We start from the raw sequence: 16,098 nt of genomic DNA on the forward strand, positions 1-16,098 counted from the left end.
GCGGACACTTCCTCCGATCAGCCTGCGGGCTTGCCATTCATCACCCGGCAACGCAAATCTTTTTTGAATCTGCCCCCTCATGGGGCGCCATCGCGCTTGTGTGCCGTTTCTGTCAGAATGACGATGATTCGCGAATAACAAGCGCAAATGCGATAATAAAGGGGTCTGGCCCCACCAGGACAAATCTGAGCAGCTTAAAGTTCCATGGATAACAGCAACGATCTCTTCTCCGGACTACCCCGCGCGCCGAAGCCGAAAGCGGTGGAAAAGCCTGACGTCAAGGCGGAAAAGCCTGCAGCCGCTCCGTCACCGCGCGCTGCGCCGACAACATCTTCGGCCGAGGAATATGGCGCCAGCTCCATTCGCGTTCTCGAAGGACTCGAGCCGGTGCGCATGCGTCCCGGCATGTATATCGGCGGCACGGATGAAAAGGCGCTGCACCATCTCTTCGCCGAGGTGATCGACAATGCCATGGACGAAGCCGTCGCCGGCCATGCCGATTTCATCGAGGTCTATCTCGACCGGCAGGGATATTTGACCGTCACCGACAATGGTCGCGGTATTCCGGTGGAAAACCATCCGCAGGTGCCCGGCAAGTCGACGCTCGAAGTCATCATGACGAAGTTGCATGCGGGCGGTAAGTTCGACGGCAAGGCTTACGAGACGTCGGGCGGCCTGCACGGTGTCGGCGTTTCGGTAGTCAACGCGCTGTCGGACGATCTGGAAGTCGAGGTCGCCCGCAATCGCAAGCTCTATCGTCAGCGCTTTTCGCGTGGCCTGCCGACCGGCGGCCTCGAAGAACTGGGCGATATCCACAACCGTCGCGGCACCCGCGTCCGCTTCCATCCCGATCCGCAAATCTTCGGCGATCATGCTCGGTTCGATCCGGCCCGCGTCTTCCGCATGGCCCGTTCCAAAGCCTATCTGTTCGGCGGCGTCGAGATTCGCTGGAGCTGCGATGCCGAACTGGCGCCCGAAGGGGCTGATATTCCCGAAAAGGCGGTCTTCCATTTCCCTGGCGGCTTGAAGGACTACCTCAAGGCAACAATGGGCAACGAGTTCACCGTGACCCGCGAGATCTTCGCAGGCAAATCGGAGAAGGAAAGCGGTCACGGCTCGCTGGAATGGGCAATCACCTGGTATGGCGGCGATCCGCAAGTCCATTCCTACTGCAATACCATCCCGACCCCTGAAGGCGGCACGCACGAGGCCGGTTTCCGTATCGCGCTCACCAAGGGCTTAAAGAGCTACGCCGAACTGACGCAGAACAAGCGTGCGGCCAATATCAGCACCGAAGACGTGATGATATCAGGCGTCGGCATGCTGTCGATCTTCATCCGCGAGCCGGAATTCGTCGGCCAGACCAAGGACAGGCTCGCATCCGTCGAAGCACAGCGTATCGTCGAAAACGCCTTGCGCGATCCTTTCGATCACTATCTCACCGACAATCCGACCGAAGCCGAAAAGCTGCTGGAATGGGTGATCGAGCGCTCCGAGGAGCGCATGCGCCGCCGCAAGGAAAAGGAAGTCAACCGCAAGTCGGCCGTGCGCAAGCTGCGCCTGCCGGGCAAGCTTGCCGATTGTTCGCAGAACACCGCCGAAGGCGCTGAACTCTTCCTCGTCGAAGGTGATTCGGCCGGTGGCTCCGCCAAGCAGGCGCGCAACCGCATGAATCAGGCCATCCTGCCGCTGCGCGGCAAGATCCTCAACGTCGCCAGCGCCGGCCGCGAGAAGCTTTCCGCCAACCAGCAGATCGCTGACCTGGTCCAGGCTCTCGGCTGCGGCACGCGGTCGAAATATCGCGAGGAAGATCTTCGCTATCAGCGCATCGTCGTCATGACCGATGCCGACGTCGACGGTGCGCACATCGCCTCGCTGCTGATTACCTTCTTTTATCAGGAGATGCCCGAACTGGTCCGCGGTGGCCACCTTTTCCTGGCTGTTCCGCCGCTCTATAAGATCACGCAGGGTTCGAAATCCATCTATGCCCGCGACGACGCTCACCGGCTGGAGCTGATGGAGAGCGAATTCAAGGGCAAAGGCAAGGTCGAAATCAGCCGATTCAAAGGCTTGGGTGAAATGCTTCCTGCCCAGCTCAAGGAAACGACGATGGACCCCTCGAAACGCACGCTATTGCGTGTCGTGATCGACGAGGTCGATTTCGAAGGCACGCGCGACGCCGTCGACAATCTGATGGGCACCAAGGCTGACGCTCGCTTCCGCTTCATTCAGGAACGCGCGGCATTCGCGGAGAATCTCGATATTTGACCGCAACAGCAGATCGCCGCGGGCAACGACTCCCGGCGATATTTTATTGAACTGACGGATATTCGTTACGAAGCCGTCATGGACGGATGCGTAGATGGCGGCATGGCTTGAATGCCATCATCCCATTCATCCGGATTTGTTTTATCCCTATGCTGAAGCCCTTTTTGACGACTGTCGCCGCCGTTCTGCTTTTCGGCCACGCCGCTCATGCCGCCGATATCGGCGCTACCATCGACGTGCCCTGCCCCTTCGGCGACTGCAAGGCCGGCATCAGCCTTTCCTATCTCGGCAACTACGATATCCCGACCGGTTTCATGGAAAATGGAGTAGAGGTTGGTGGCCTTTCGGGCATCGATTTCGATCCGTCCACCGGCCGCTACATCTCAATCAGCGATGACCGCTCCGAGAAGGCCCCGGCGCGCTTCTACGATCTCGATATCGATGTGAGCGTCAGCGGCTTGAAAGGGGTAACGGTTGTCGATCATGTCACCTTGAAGGACAAGGATGGCCAGCCTTTCGCTTTGCGAAAGGTGGATGCCGAATCTATTCGCTTCGGCAAGGACGGCATCTATTGGAGTAGCGAAGGCGACGGCAAGGCGCTGTCGCCGCCCTTCGTGCGCGTTGCCAACCGCGATGGCAGCTTCGTGCGCGAATTTCCCTTACCGGCGGGATTTGCTCCCACAGCCGACAAGAGCACCGGCATCCGCGACAACCTCGCATTCGAAGGCCTGGCCCTTCTCTCCGGTGGCGATCTGCTGGTCGGCACGGAATCGGCGCTTTACCAGGATGGACCGATCACGACGCTGACCGCCGGCGCGCTCGCCCGCCTCATCCGTTACGATGCGGCAAGCGGCGAGCAGAAGGCGCAATATGTCTACCCGATCTCGCCCATACCGCAGGCGCCCTCCATGGCAAGCGGCTGGAATGACTTCGGCATGTCCGAGATCATGGCGCTTGACGATCGCCACCTCCTGTCGATCGAGCGCGGCTATGCGCAAGGTGTCGGCAATTCGGTCGTGATCAACATGTTCGATCTCGATGGTGCGACCGATGTTTCGAACATCCCTTCCCTTGCTAAGACCGATCAGCGGATCGTGCCTGTGCGCAAGGTACAGATCATGGATCTGCGCGCGCTGGGCCTGGCACCCGACAATATCGAAGGCATTACTTTCGGCAAGGCGAAGGATGGCACGGACGTATTGATTCTCGTCGCCGACAACAATTTCAACCCGACGCAGAAGACCCAGTTTTTCGCCTTCAAGGTGATCCGCCGTCCCTCGTGACGCCTTTCTTATTCGCGTGCCAGTCGTGTTACTGTCACGGCGACGGAATAAAGAGGCTTTCAGGCTGCAGCTCTTGAAACAGCCTAGATCATACCCCATAACCGGTTGATCTAATAAAGAGGGGCGAAGTAAGTCGGGTGGGTGTATTTGAACGTCATAAGCCTAAGGAGCATCGGTGGCTAGGGTCGAGCGCACATGCGCGCATGCCGCTCATTCCATCCATTTCCGCGGCGCGCTGGCTGCTTATTCTGATCGCCATTGCCGGCATCTATTTCTTCTACGGCTTTCTCGTTCCGGTTATGGCCGCTGGGGTCATCGGCTTCGCCACATGGCCGCTTTACAGCGATCTGGTGCGCCGCACCGGCGGAAACACGACGATTGCGGCTACTATCGCCATCATCTTCATCGTTACCTTTCTGGTGCTGCCGATCATTCTTTCTGCCGTCTATATGGCCGGCGAAGTGCGCGAATGGTTCGGCTGGGCCGTCCATGTCAACCGCGACGGTGCGCCGACGCCGCAATGGATTTTGGCGCTGCCCCTCGTTGGCCCATGGCTTGGCGATCAGTGGACGCAATATATCGGTAGTCCTGGCTCCATCGGTGAACTGGCGCAACTCATCAGCGGCGCGCATATCGGCAATATCTACAGGGCCGTCCTTGCGGCCGGCGGCAGTGCCTTCCACGTCGTGCTGACCTTGCTGTTCATGCTGATAGCCCTGTTCTTCATCTATCGCGATGGTTCGACATTCGTTCGTCAGGTCGATCTGCTCGGCGAGCGAATTCTTCCGAACCGCTGGGAGCGGATCTCACGTGTCGTGCCGGCGACGATCAGTTCGACCGTCATGGGCATGACGCTGATCGCCATCGGCGAGGGTGTCGTGCTTGGCGTGGCCTATTGGATTGCCGGTGCCCCGTCGGCGATCACGCTCGGTGTTCTCACAGGCGTGATGGCCCTCGTGCCGGGCGGCGCGCCTCTCTCGATGTCGCTTGTTTCGATTTATCTTGTCGCCAGCGGCTCGTTTTGGGCGGGCATCGCGTTGTTTCTTTGGGGGACGATCGAGCTGTTCATCGTCGATAAGACGCTTCGCCCGAAGCTGGTCGGCGGCCCGATCAAGCTGCCCTTCCTGCCGACTTTCTTCGGCCTGGTCGGTGGCGTGAAGACCATGGGTTTCCTCGGCCTCTTCATCGGTCCAGTGCTAATGGCGATCATCGTCGCCATTTGGCGCGAATGGATTCGCGAGGCGGAATTGACCGAGGAACAGCATGCGCAGGAGCCGGAATTGCAGCTGCATGTTCGAGACGGTTCTGACGGGTGAGTTCCACGCTTAATCTTTCGTCAGTCGTTTTTCCATGAACAGGCTCAGCGGATCTGGCTGGTAGCTGCCGAAGGCGGCAATCTCGTGATAGCCGAACCTTCTGTAAAGGCCGATCGCTTCCGGCTGATATATGCCGGTTTCGAGCCGAACTGCCCTAAGGTTTCTTTCGGCCGCCGCCGCTTCGAGCGTCTCCATCAGCTTACGGGCGACACTGCGGCCCCTGGCGACGGGATCGACGAACATGCGCTTGATTTCCGCCGTGCCATCGCCTGCTTCCACCAGGGCGCAGCACCCGACGATATCTCCCGCGATCCTGGCAACCCAGAAGGTCACGCCTGGCTTTTCCAGTGACGCCAAATCGAGCATGTGATTGCTTTCAGCGGGATAGAGTGATTCCGCATAAGCGTTCGACATATCGAGAAGACGGACGACGCCATCCTGGCGCGGGCATTCGATAGCAATAGTTAGCGGCAAGACGCACCTCGAAGATAAGATGCGCGCTGAATATCACGCGGCCGCGAGGGTCGCCAGCGCGGCGAAATTGCGCGCCGTCTGCCGCCTTTCGGCGTTTGCGAGCTTTTCCACCATATCGAGCAGTTGCGTGGTCGCGGCGGGCGGCTGCTCGGCAAGGCGGAATTTGCGTATCAATCGCGCAGAAACATTTTCCAGCATGGCCGCGCCGTTCTCGCGTGATGCCTCGCGCCAGATCAGCGTCGCCTCCACGAAGACGGTGCTGATATCGCGGGATAATCCTGCGCTCTCGTAAAGCGCGCGAATGGCGTATACGCGACCTCTTGACAGAATGGAGCGCACGCGGCGTTCGTCGCAGCCGGAAAGATTGGTGATCGCGCCAGCGAAGAAATCGACCTTGCCGGAGCATAGCGCATGCATGAGGAAAGCTGGCGTCAGCCAGCCCCTTTGCCTGAGATGCTCCACCAGCTCAGGCAGATGATCATGTTGAGCTGAGCCGGCGATGGCGACAGTTGCCGATTCGGTGGCCTCGCGCGTCACCTGCTGCAGCCTGTGGCTGCCGACCGTCGCCTGTATCAGGCTTGAGCCAGAGAGAGCCTCGCTGACGCGATGCATCAGCAGGTGCCGAATATCGGACGACAAGGCATCGCGGGACAAAAGCAGGCCGCGTATATCGGCACAGTCTCCGAACCGCTCCGCTATCCGCTTCAGCGAAGCGTGCGGAAGCAATGCGCCGTCGTTCTCCAGAAGACACAGGATTTCGGCTTCTCCGCCGATTTCGCAGAGTGCTGCACAGACCGTTCTCGGCACATGCCCGCGAGAAGCGATCAAGACGCGCGTCACGTCACTACCGCGCAGTGCGAGATCGACCAGATCGGCATCGGTAAATACCGGCGAGAAGAGAATGACCTGTCCCGCGATTTCGGGCTGATCCTCGGCAAGGGACAAGATCACGTTACGCGGCGCATTCGCCGAGGCAGCGACCGCCTCCGCAAGCGAGAGCCGGACGCGCGGCGACGGATCATCAAGCAGATAGGTCATGGCCATTTCTGCGGCGGTGCGTTCTTCCCTTGGCATTTCCGATTGCAGATAGGCTCGACCGAGCGCATTGGCCGCCCTTGCCCTGTTCTCTGCTTTGGCGGTTTCGGCCCAGCGAAGAAATGCTTCTATGATCACGTAACGCCCCGATATCAGCGAGACGATTCCCGCCGCGCAAACTCATATTCTCCACGTTACCGGGGAAAGGTTTACGGCGCGTTTACCTTATTTATTAACCACTAATGCTTGCAGGCACATCAGGGTGCCTTGGGCCGTACCATCTCGAAGACATCGCTGCCTTCGCTGTAGTCCATATAGCCCATGCGCGCGACCGGCCGCGCAAGCGCCATATCAAGCCTTCTATCGCGGATGATCGTCTCGTCGATATGGATGCCGACCACTTGGCCGATGACCATAATATTTTCCGAAAGCTCCCCATCGAGACCTTTGGGCTGAAGAATTTCGGTTGCCCGGCACTCGAGTACGGCAAAGGCTTCCCCGACATAAGGCGCATCGACCAGCGTGCCGAGCTTCGCCGTCAGACCGGCCAGCTCGAACTCGTTGATGCCGTAGGGCACGCCGATCGACGAATGGTTCATTTTTTCAACGAGATTGCGGCTGACGAAATTGGCGGTGAAGGCGCCCGTTTCCTCGACGTTGCGCGCGCTATCCTTGCGGCCGGCGGAGGAAAACATCACCAGCTTCGGCCGATCGCTGATCGCGTTGAAAAAAGAATAGGGCGACAGGTTCAGCGAGCCGTCCCTGCCCTTGCTGCCGATCCAGCCGATCGGCCTCGGCGCGACGATGGCCTTGAAGGGATCGTGCGCGAGGCCGTGCCTGTTGGTATCCGTCGTGTAGAACATCACGCGTCCTCACCGCCTACCCAAGTTACGGTTTCAATCAATTCCGGACGTGGACGTTCGACGGGCGGGAACTCAGAGGAGCCGATGTGAATGAAGCCGGCAACCTTCTCGCCCCGCTCGACGCCGAGCAGCGGAAAGGCGCGCTCATCATAGGCGAACCATTCGGTCAGCCAATTGGACACCCAGCCGTGGGCGTTCGCTGCGATCAGCAGGTTGAGGCAGAGCGCCCCCGCCGACATCAACTGCTCCCATTCCGGGATCTTGAAATGCGGCGCCGCCTTACTCACGACGGCGATGACGACCGGCGCGCGGGTGAAGCGGGTGCGCTCCACCTGGATCATCTCCTCGGACAGATCCGGCTTGGCCTGCAGCGCGAGCTTCAGCAACTCCTCGCCGATGCGCGCCCGCTCCTCGCCGCGATAGACGATGAAACGCCAGGGGGCGAGCTTGCCATGATCGGGCACGCGCGAGGCCAGCCGGAGAATCTCCTCGATCTCAGCCTTGTCCGGACCCGGCTCCGCCATTTGAAACGCGGGAATGGATCGGCGCACTGCGAGATAATCGACAAGCTTGATATCGGTTTTCATTGAGTGATTGCTTTCATTTTGGCGTATGGGAGGATGTGGGTCTTGAATTTGCCATGGCATTGGTTTTGAAGTGGCCTGTGTTTTACCGGAAGTCAATCGGTTGGGAACCCATGTCAGGCATTTCATCCGCTCGCCGATTGAGCGCGGTTTTCGCGATATTCGCCAGCCTGAGCACGGTCGCTTCCGCCCAGGACGCCTTCAAGGAATTCAAGCAGCTTGACGGCAGTGTGAAGATGCCGAAGCTCAACGCCTTCGTGGCGCCGAACGGCGAAAATTCGGCGTCCCGCACATTGCGCGACGTTTCCTTGGAGGCAAAGCTGACGCCTGAGAGCGGTCCGCAGCAGCAGGGTCTGTCCTGGTATGTCTTCAGCCCCAATGCCGGCGCTGACGGCAAGCTGCCGCTGGTCGCCAGCTCCAAGGGTGGCTCTGCGTCCTTCCATCTTTTGCCCGGCGATTATTTCGTCAACGTCTCCTTCGGCCGTGCGGGCGTAACCAAGAAGCTGAGCGTGCCGGAAACGGGCGACACGCAAAAGCAGACCATGGTCCTCGATGCCGGCGGCATGGTGCTGAACGCCGTTTCCGGATCCGATGTCCGCATCCCGCCTGCCGAGCTGAGCTTCTCGATCTATTCCAGTGAAGCCAAGGAAGACGGAGAGCGCGGCCTCGTCATGGCCGATGTGAAGCCGAACACGCTGGTTGGCCTCAGCGCCGGCACCTACCACATCGTTTCCGAATACGGTGCCGTCAACGCAGTCATCCGCGCCGATATCCAGGTGGAGGCCGGCAAGGTGACAGAGGCGACCATCCAGCACCGCGCCGCAAAGATCACGCTCAAGCTCGTGTCTGATGCCGGCGGGGAAGCGATCGCCGACACCGCCTGGTCGATCCTGACATCTGCCGGCGATATCGTCGGCGAAAGCCTCAGCGCCTTTCCGACCATGGTGCTCGCCGAAGGCCGCTATACCGCCGTCGCCCGCAACAAGGACAAGATCTACCAGCGCGATTTCATTGTGGTAGCCGGCACGAACACGGATGTGGAAGTGTTGATGAAGGAACAGCAGCCTCAGGATGCCGACGACCAGCAGCCAGCCCAACAACTGCCCATCCAGATGCCGCAGATGCGGCAAAGCCAGACCCCGCAGACGCAACCGGCCACATCCACTCAACAACCGTTGCCGACCTACGAACAATTGACGCCGGCAGGTGGCGAGGGCGAAAGCATGGATTGACGGCAAGAGCGGCTTTTCCCGCGGCTGAAGGCTAAAGGCCCTCGTCCCTCATCCTGCTTTTCGCCGCGGCATCTTCCTGGGTGGTGCCATCGAAAAGACCGCGCCGTAGAGTTTCGAGAGCAGATCCTTGCGATCGCTTCCCTCGCTCAGCGTTTCCCAACTCATCAGCGTGCCGATATGGGCGGTGATCGTGCTGCCGGACAGGCGCCGGAATTCGCGGATCAACAGCGAGATGCGCAGCGTCATCGAAAGGCGGCTCGCCAGATGAAACAGCCGGCCGTTCTGCCCTTCGAAATAGACGGGAATGACGCTGGCGCGTGCCGCCTGGATCAGTTTTGCCGGAAATATCTTCCACGGCAGGTCTTCGGCGCGTCCGAAGCCTTTTTTGGCTGTCGCGACACCGCCGGCCGGAAAGACGATGATCGTCGTGCCTTCCTTGAGCAGGCGAACGGCCTCGTGGCGCGTCTTCATGTTGATCGCCATCGCCTCCTTCGTTTCCTCGAAGGAAACCGGCAGCGAATAGTCGTTCATTTCAGGCACTTTCAACAGCTCGTTGTTGATCAGCACTTTGAACGGGCGGCCGAGCTCTTCGGCAAGCGCCAACACGGCGATCCCATCCCCGATACCGAAGGGATGGTTGGCGACGATGACGATCGGTGCATCGGGAATATCGCGCGGCGGCCATTCACCCTTTGCGACCAGCCTGATGTCGATGAGATCGAGCATCTTTCCGAAGACACGCTCGCCTTTGCCGACGATATCGCTCCGCCATATGTCATAGAGCCGGGCATAGCGATCGCGCCCGGACAGGCCTTCGATCGAACGGATGAACCAGCGCTTGATGCGCGTATCCCGTTCATTGGCGTAGGATAATTCTTTGAAATCCAAATCCGCAACGGGCTGCCCCGCTCCTTGTGCTCCAGGCGCTGCATTGCCGCTCTATGTCAGTTGCCTGACGGCACCATGAACGTGTCGTCAGGCAGGATCTGAGATCAAGCGGCCTTTGCGCGTTTGGCTTCCCTCTTGCGCAGAATGTCAGGCGCCGTCGCTTCGAGGGAAAGCGATGCGATCGCCTCATCGAGCGACATCGACGCCTGAGCCTGGCTGCCGAGGCGGCGGATATTGACCGAGCGCTCCTCCGCTTCCTTCTTGCCGCAGACGATGATGACAGGAACCTTCGTCACCGAATGCTCGCGGATCTTGTAGTTGATCTTCTCGTTACGGAAATCGGTCTCGACGTTGAGGCCCGCATCACGCAACGCTTCGGCAACTTCTTCGCCGTAAGCATCGGCTTCAGAGGTGATCGTCGCCACGACGACCTGCAGCGGCGAGACCCAAAGCGGCATGTGGCCGGCGAAGTTCTCGATCAGGATGCCGAGGAAGCGCTCCATCGAGCCGCAGATGGCGCGATGGATCATGACAGGCTGCGTCTTTTCGGAATGCTGGTCGATATAGAACGCGCCGAAGCGTTCCGGCAGGTTGAAGTCGACCTGCGTCGTGCCGCACTGCCATTCACGGCCGATGGCGTCCTTCAGCGTGTATTCGAACTTAGGCCCGTAGAACGCGCCCTCGCCCGGCAGAATGCCGGTCTTGATGTTGTTCGACTGCTGCTGGATGGTCTCCAGCACATTCATCATCACGCTTTCCGCGCGATCCCAGAGCGCATCGGAGCCAACGCGCTTGTCCGGACGTGTGGACAGCTTGATGGTGATCTCATCGAAGCCGAAATCCTTGTAGACCGAGAGGATCAGATCATTGATCTTCAGGCATTCGGCCGCCATCTGCTCGTCGGTGCAGAAGATATGCGCGTCGTCCTGCGTGAAGCCGCGCACGCGCATCAACCCGTGCAGCGCGCCCGAAGGCTCGTAGCGATGCACGGCACCGAATTCCGCAAGGCGGATCGGCAGTTCGCGGTAGGACTTCAAGCCATGCTTGAAGATCTGGATATGGCCAGGGCAGTTCATCGGCTTCAGCGCGAAGACGCGATCGTCATCCGTATCGTCGCCGGCAACGGTGACTTTGAACATGTTGTCGCGATACCAACCCCAGTGACCGGAGGTTTCCCAGAGCGATTTGTCGAGCACTTGCGGCGCGTTGACTTCCTGATAGTCGCCCTGCAGCCGCCGGCGCATGTAGGACACCAACGTCTGGAAGATGCGCCAGCCCTTGCCGTGCCAGAAGACGACGCCTGGGCCCTCTTCCTGGAAATGGAACAGGTCCATTTCGCGGCCGAGACGGCGATGGTCGCGTTTCTCGGCCTCGGCGAGGATATGCAGATAGTTGTCGAGATCGGCCTGCTCGGCAAAGGCCGTGCCGTAGATGCGCGTCAGCATCGGATTGTTGCTGTCGCCACGCCAATAGGCGCCGGCCACCTTCATCAGCTTGAAGGCCGTGCCGATCTGGCCGGTCGAGGCCATATGCGGACCGCGGCAAAGATCGAACCAATCGCCCTGATAGTAGATCTTCAGGTCCTGACCTTCAGGAATGGCATCGACCAATTCCACCTTGTAGCGCTCGCCCTTAGCGGCAAAGACTTCCTTTGCCTTCTCGCGCGACCAGATCTGCTTGGTGAACGGCGCATTGCGCTGGATGATCTCGCGCATCTTCTTCTCGATGACCGGCAGGTCATCGGGCGTGAAGGGCTCGTTCTTGGCGAAGTCGTAGTAGAAGCCGTTCTCGATAACCGGGCCGATAGTGACCTGCGTTCCCGGCCAGAGTTCCTGCACCGCTTCCGCCATCACATGTGCTGCGTCATGCCGGATGAGCTCCAGCGCGCGGTCGTCCGTGCGGGTGACAATCTCGATCTTGCCGTCGGTTACCGGATCGGAGAGATCGCGCACGGTGCCGTCGATGGCAACCGCGACGGCCTTCTTGGCCAGCGATTTGGAAATGGATTCGGCGACATCGCGACCGGTCGTGCCGGCAGCGAAGCTGCGCACGGAACCATCGGGAAATGTCAGGGAAACGGATTGGGACATCGATATTCTCCTTGTCCAGTCCCGCCAACGAATGCGGGTGGTTTTAAAGATGAAGATCCAAACAGACGCAGCTTGGAACCGCGCGCCTGATAGCTTTATTTCTCTGTCTAGTAAAGAAAAAGCGGCGCTAGCGGTCGATCATCTCGGCCAAACCGCGCACGGTGTTCCAGTTTCGCATCGTTCCAATGCCAAGCCGCTTGGTCGTCAGGACTGGCAACAATTTCGTCTCGCTGGCCTTGAGCCCGAAATCGATCCAGAGATCGCCGTCAACGATCGCCATGCGCTCGCCGCTGTGCCGGTATTTCGCAAGCACTTCGAGAATCTGAGGCTCCAGCGGCTGACGCATGACGCGAATGGCGACCTCGCTGCCGATGCCATCGACAAAGGGATTGCCATCGGCAAGCTTCAGCCATGTCTTGGCGTCTCGCACGATGATGTCGACATGCTTGCCAAAGGCTTTGACAAAACCAGCTTCGAGCTGCGCCTCGATGGAAGCAATCGTCTGCGTTTCGCTCTCGAAAATCAGATTGCCGGTTGCGACGAGTGTTCTGGCATTGCGAAAGCCAAGCCCCTCCGCCATAGCTTTGAGATCTGCCATGACAACTCTGCGGCCGGCGCCGAGCATGACGCTATGCAGCAGCGCGACATAAACCGCCATGCGGTCAGGCAGCCTTTTGCCCAAGGCGGAAATAACGCCAGGGCGTCCACCAATGGTAACGGCGTTCCAACTGGCCGGGTACCGGATCGAGCCCGCTCGTGCCTCCGGGGCCGCAGCGCGCCACGCGAAACAGCGTCATCCAGCCGCCGGCCCACAGGCCATGGCGGGCAATCGCCTCATAGCCATATTCAGAGCAGGTCGGTATGTGGCGGCAGGAATTGCCGACAAAGCCAGAAAGGGTCAGTTGATACAGGCGAATGAAGCCCATGCCGAAGAGCCGGTCGGGCGTCTTGCGGAAAGGGCCGGAATAATTGCGGGATTGTGCCTTTCGACCGGATGGCTCTGCATCGCGTCGCGCGCTCCTTGGAGCTGCAGCGCCGCCCTCGTCTTCATCATCGTCCTGCATGAGACAGAATTGACACATTGCTCGGCGCCTCGATCAGACGGCTTCGGCCGTTTTGGCGTTTCCGCCCTGGCGTGCCGCCTCGATCTGGCCAATCGCATCGACGACGGCATCGAATGTCAGCATCGTCGATGCGTGGCGAGCCTTGTAATCCTTCACCGGCCTTAGGTAGCGCATGTCCTCGAAGCGCCCGCTTGGCCCCTCGCCGTCTGCCTTGAGCATGGCAAGCATATCCTCGCGTGCCTGGCGCAGTTCTTCCGCCGAAGCTCCGACGACGTGGCGGGCCATGATCGAGGATGACGCCTGACCGAGCGCGCAGGCCTTGACGTCGTGGGCAAAATCGGTCACGACGTCGCCGTCCATTTTCAGCCAGATTTTTACGCGAGAACCGCACAGTCTGGAATGGGCCTGGGCAGTGGCATCGGCGTCGGGAAGACTGCCGATTAGGCCGATATTGCCGGCAAACTCCAGAATTTTGCTGTTGTAGATGTCGTCCATCACAGATTCTGCTCCGATGCACCTGTGTTGCGTTTCGCAATAAAAAACACAGCGTGTCCATTCAGGACACTTTCACAGGGACAATGCCATACTATATGTATGTCGTTCGAAGACCATCGAAATGCAATGGTCTTCTGTAAGTTTGATGGGAAACCGTGCAGGACGGCAGGCTTGTCCGCCAGCCAGAACGCCCCGGAGCCCGCCAAAGGTACACAATCTCCGTGTCTCGGGGAATGCCAGTGGCGAGTCCGACAAGATGATATCCGCGTAGCGGGTCAGGAGATCCACAGGTAATGGACGCCATTGTAAAGAACTTTCCGCAAGTCGTTGAATCCGAACGTCCGTCTCAGAAGGAAGCCGAAGACGCAGTCCGCGTCCTGCTTCGCTGGGCCGGCGACGATCCGCGGCGCGAGGGTCTCCTCGATACGCCCGAACGCGTCGCCAAGGCCTATCGCGAGCTTTTCGCCGGCTACGACATGAACCCCGAGGATGTGCTCGGCCGCACCTTTGAAGAGGTTGCCGGCTATGACGACATCGTTCTCGTGCGCGACATTCCGTTCTTCTCGCATTGCGAACACCATATGGTACCGATCATCGGCAAGGCGCATGTCGCCTATCTGCCGAACGGCCGCGTGCTCGGCCTGTCGAAGATCGCCCGTGTCGTCGAGATCTTCGGGCGCAGGCTGCAGACGCAGGAAGCCATGACCGCGCAGATCGCCAATGCGATCGACGAGACGCTCCGCCCACGCGGTGTTGCCGTCATGATCGATGCCGAGCACATGTGCATGGCGATGCGTGGCGTGCAGAAGCAGGGTTCGTCGACGCTGACCACGACCTTTACCGGCGCCTTCAAGGCTGATCCGGCTGAACAGGTTCGTTTCATGTCGATGGTCCGGGGACGCTAACCGCGCTTCAACGAAAGAGCCGGAGATGAATCTGATTTTCAATGCGCCTTCCGAAGACAAGTCCGAGCTCGAAGACGCAGGCGATTTCACGCCCCGTTTCGACGATCGCGGTCTGATCACCGCGATCGTGACCGACGCGCATGACGGCGAGCTCCTGATGGTCGCGCATATGAATGCCGAGGCGCTCGCTCTGACGATCAAGACGGGAACGGCGCATTATTTCAGCCGTTCCCGCGGCAAAATCTGGAAAAAGGGCGAAACCTCCGGAAATTTGCAGGCTGTGAAGGAAATCCGTACCGATTGTGATCAGGATGCCATCTGGCTGAAAGTGGAGGTCGCCGGTCACGACGCAACGTGTCATACTGGGCGCCGTTCCTGCTTCTATCGGACGGTCGAACTCGAGGACGGGAAGCCGATGCTGAACGTGGTCGATGATCACCTGCATTTCGATCCGAGCGAAGTCTACAAACAGTAAGCCCAATCGATGGCACGTCGTCCCAGAAGCAACGGCCGGATATACGATTTGGAAACGAAAAAGGGACAGTATTTTAGCAAGAGGCATATAAGCCTCGGAGGAGGCTTTAAATGCTGAATTGGGGGTTGAATCGTCAGAACGGCGGACAGAACTGGAACGGTTCAGGTACTTCCAACGATACGTCCAATCCGCTTGTCGCTCCCGCTCCTCCCAAGAAGGTCAAGATTGCGCTCGCACTCGGGGGCGGCGCCGCGCGGGGCTGGGCGCATATCGGCGTGTTGCGCGCCCTGGACGAAGCGGGAATCGCAGTCGGCATGATCGCCGGCACGTCGATCGGCGCGTTGGTCGGCGGCTGTTATCTTGCCGGCAAGCTTGACGAACTGGAGGCTTTCGCCCGTTCACTGACCATGCGTCGCATCGCGAGCCTTCTCGACCTGACCATTGGTGGTAGTGGCCTGTTCGGCGGCATGCGGTTGACCAAGCGCATGCAGGAACATCTCGAAGGCCTATCGATCGAGGATCTGGATCATCCTTTCGTCGCCGTCGCTTCGGAACTCAACACCGGCCACGAAGTTTGGATTGCGAACGGCTCCCTCATTACTGCGCTGCGGGCGTCATACGCCCTGCCCGGCATTTTCGAGCCGGTGCGCTCCAACGGCCGCACCTTGGTCGATGGCGCTTTGGTCAATCCTGTGCCGGTTTCGGTGTGCCGCACATATGAACAGCCGCTCGTGGTCGGCGTAAACCTGCATTACGATCTTTTCGGCCGCTCCGCCGTGGTCAAGCACAGTGTCGCCTCGCCCAATGGCGATCTGCTGCGACGCGAAGACACTCCCGCCATGAGACTCGGCATGACCGGCGTCATGGTGCAGGCTTTCAACATCATACAGGATAGAATTGCGCGCGCGCGTCTTGCCGGCGATCCGCCCGATCTTGCGCTGCATCCCCGGCTTAGCGATATCGGCCTCTCCGAATTTCATCGTGCCGGCGAGGCGATAGAACGCGGCTACGAGGAAACATTGGCGAGATTGACGGAAATCCGGCGCATGCAGGAAGCCTATGCCCGGTAGGGCGTATTTTGCAAAAGGTGGACGTCTGTTCGGAGCCTTTTTCGGCCAAGGGTGCA

At 59.6% G+C, this 16,098-nt stretch carries 16 protein-coding genes; 7 read left to right on the top strand and 9 right to left on the bottom strand.

Annotation, left to right across the window (positions count from 1 at the left end; all coding sequences use genetic code 11):
• The first annotated feature begins 204 nt into the window (after positions 1 to 204).
• The 3 genes from parE (at position 205) to AB8B29_RS07420 (ending at position 4,867) form a co-directional block, all read left to right on the top strand.
• Positions 205 to 2,268, top strand: a complete 2,064-nt coding sequence (gene parE, locus AB8B29_RS07410; protein WP_037202211.1) for a DNA topoisomerase IV subunit B — start codon at positions 205 to 207, stop codon at positions 2,266 to 2,268.
• 149 nt (positions 2,269 to 2,417) lie between these two features.
• Positions 2,418 to 3,551, top strand: coding sequence for an esterase-like activity of phytase family protein (locus AB8B29_RS07415; RefSeq protein ID WP_047638180.1), 1,134 nt, complete (start codon positions 2,418 to 2,420; stop codon positions 3,549 to 3,551).
• Between the two features lie 137 nt (positions 3,552 to 3,688).
• Positions 3,689 to 4,867, top strand: a complete 1,179-nt coding sequence (locus tag AB8B29_RS07420; RefSeq protein WP_047556703.1) for an AI-2E family transporter — start codon at positions 3,689 to 3,691, stop codon at positions 4,865 to 4,867.
• A 9-nt stretch (positions 4,868 to 4,876) separates the two neighbouring features.
• Here the strand turns inward: AB8B29_RS07420 and AB8B29_RS07425 are convergent, their stop codons facing one another.
• The 4 genes from AB8B29_RS07425 to AB8B29_RS07440 all read right to left on the bottom strand — a co-directional run bounded on the left by AB8B29_RS07425 (position 4,877) and on the right by AB8B29_RS07440 (position 7,826).
• Positions 4,877 to 5,341: a GNAT family N-acetyltransferase gene (locus tag AB8B29_RS07425; RefSeq protein ID WP_037202215.1), complete on the bottom strand. Its 465-nt coding sequence runs from the start codon at positions 5,339 to 5,341 to the stop codon at positions 4,877 to 4,879.
• Positions 5,342 to 5,374: 33 nt separating this feature from the next.
• Complete coding sequence (locus AB8B29_RS07430; RefSeq protein WP_092573760.1) at positions 5,375 to 6,529, bottom strand: DUF2336 domain-containing protein; 1,155 nt, start codon at positions 6,527 to 6,529, stop codon at positions 5,375 to 5,377.
• A gap of 104 nt (positions 6,530 to 6,633) precedes the next feature.
• On the bottom strand, positions 6,634 to 7,239 hold the full coding sequence (locus AB8B29_RS07435) for a flavin reductase family protein (protein ID WP_113118623.1): 606 nt from the start codon (positions 7,237 to 7,239) through the stop codon (positions 6,634 to 6,636).
• Entirely contained in the window at positions 7,239 to 7,826 is a 588-nt protein-coding gene (locus tag AB8B29_RS07440; protein ID WP_047638185.1) for a nitroreductase family protein, read from the bottom strand. The genes AB8B29_RS07435 and AB8B29_RS07440 overlap by 1 nt, the downstream gene beginning before the upstream one ends.
• 110 nt (positions 7,827 to 7,936) lie before the next feature.
• Between AB8B29_RS07440 and AB8B29_RS07445 the strand changes: the two genes are divergently transcribed.
• Positions 7,937 to 9,055 (top strand): hypothetical protein, encoded by a 1,119-nt coding sequence (locus AB8B29_RS07445; RefSeq protein WP_047638187.1) that lies wholly within the window; start codon positions 7,937 to 7,939, stop codon positions 9,053 to 9,055.
• Positions 9,056 to 9,103: 48 nt separating this feature from the next.
• Here the strand turns inward: AB8B29_RS07445 and AB8B29_RS07450 are convergent, their stop codons facing one another.
• The 5 genes from AB8B29_RS07450 to AB8B29_RS07470 all read right to left on the bottom strand — a co-directional run bounded on the left by AB8B29_RS07450 (position 9,104) and on the right by AB8B29_RS07470 (position 13,592).
• Complete coding sequence (locus AB8B29_RS07450) at positions 9,104 to 9,943, bottom strand: lysophospholipid acyltransferase family protein (RefSeq protein ID WP_037202227.1); 840 nt, start codon at positions 9,941 to 9,943, stop codon at positions 9,104 to 9,106.
• A 104-nt stretch (positions 9,944 to 10,047) separates the two neighbouring features.
• On the bottom strand, positions 10,048 to 12,033 hold the full coding sequence (gene thrS / locus AB8B29_RS07455) for a threonine--tRNA ligase (RefSeq protein WP_439006342.1): 1,986 nt from the start codon (positions 12,031 to 12,033) through the stop codon (positions 10,048 to 10,050).
• Positions 12,034 to 12,160: 127 nt separating this feature from the next.
• Entirely contained in the window at positions 12,161 to 12,691 is a 531-nt protein-coding gene (locus AB8B29_RS07460) for a DUF1697 domain-containing protein (protein ID WP_047638189.1), read from the bottom strand.
• Between the two features lie 4 nt (positions 12,692 to 12,695).
• On the bottom strand, positions 12,696 to 13,115 hold the full coding sequence (yidD, locus tag AB8B29_RS07465) for a membrane protein insertion efficiency factor YidD (protein ID WP_047638190.1): 420 nt from the start codon (positions 13,113 to 13,115) through the stop codon (positions 12,696 to 12,698).
• A gap of 15 nt (positions 13,116 to 13,130) precedes the next feature.
• Entirely contained in the window at positions 13,131 to 13,592 is a 462-nt protein-coding gene (locus AB8B29_RS07470; protein WP_047638192.1) for an iron-sulfur cluster assembly scaffold protein, read from the bottom strand.
• 293 nt (positions 13,593 to 13,885) lie between these two features.
• On the opposite strand from AB8B29_RS07470, the gene folE reads away from it, so the two are divergent.
• The 3 genes from folE (at position 13,886) to AB8B29_RS07485 (ending at position 16,042) form a co-directional block, all read left to right on the top strand.
• A complete protein-coding gene (gene folE / locus AB8B29_RS07475; RefSeq protein WP_037202236.1) occupies positions 13,886 to 14,497 on the top strand; it encodes a GTP cyclohydrolase I FolE in 612 nt (203 codons plus the stop codon).
• Positions 14,498 to 14,522: 25 nt separating this feature from the next.
• Positions 14,523 to 14,972, top strand: coding sequence for a phosphoribosyl-AMP cyclohydrolase (gene hisI, locus AB8B29_RS07480; protein WP_037202238.1), 450 nt, complete (start codon positions 14,523 to 14,525; stop codon positions 14,970 to 14,972).
• A gap of 110 nt (positions 14,973 to 15,082) precedes the next feature.
• Positions 15,083 to 16,042, top strand: a complete 960-nt coding sequence (locus AB8B29_RS07485) for a patatin-like phospholipase family protein (RefSeq protein WP_037202241.1) — start codon at positions 15,083 to 15,085, stop codon at positions 16,040 to 16,042.
• Positions 16,043 to 16,098 lie beyond the last annotated feature (56 nt).

Origin of the sequence: Rhizobium sp. 11_C7_N12_5, from assembly GCF_051811145.1 — a bacterium.
Taxonomy (GTDB): Bacteria; Pseudomonadota; Alphaproteobacteria; order Rhizobiales; family Rhizobiaceae; genus Rhizobium; species Rhizobium lusitanum.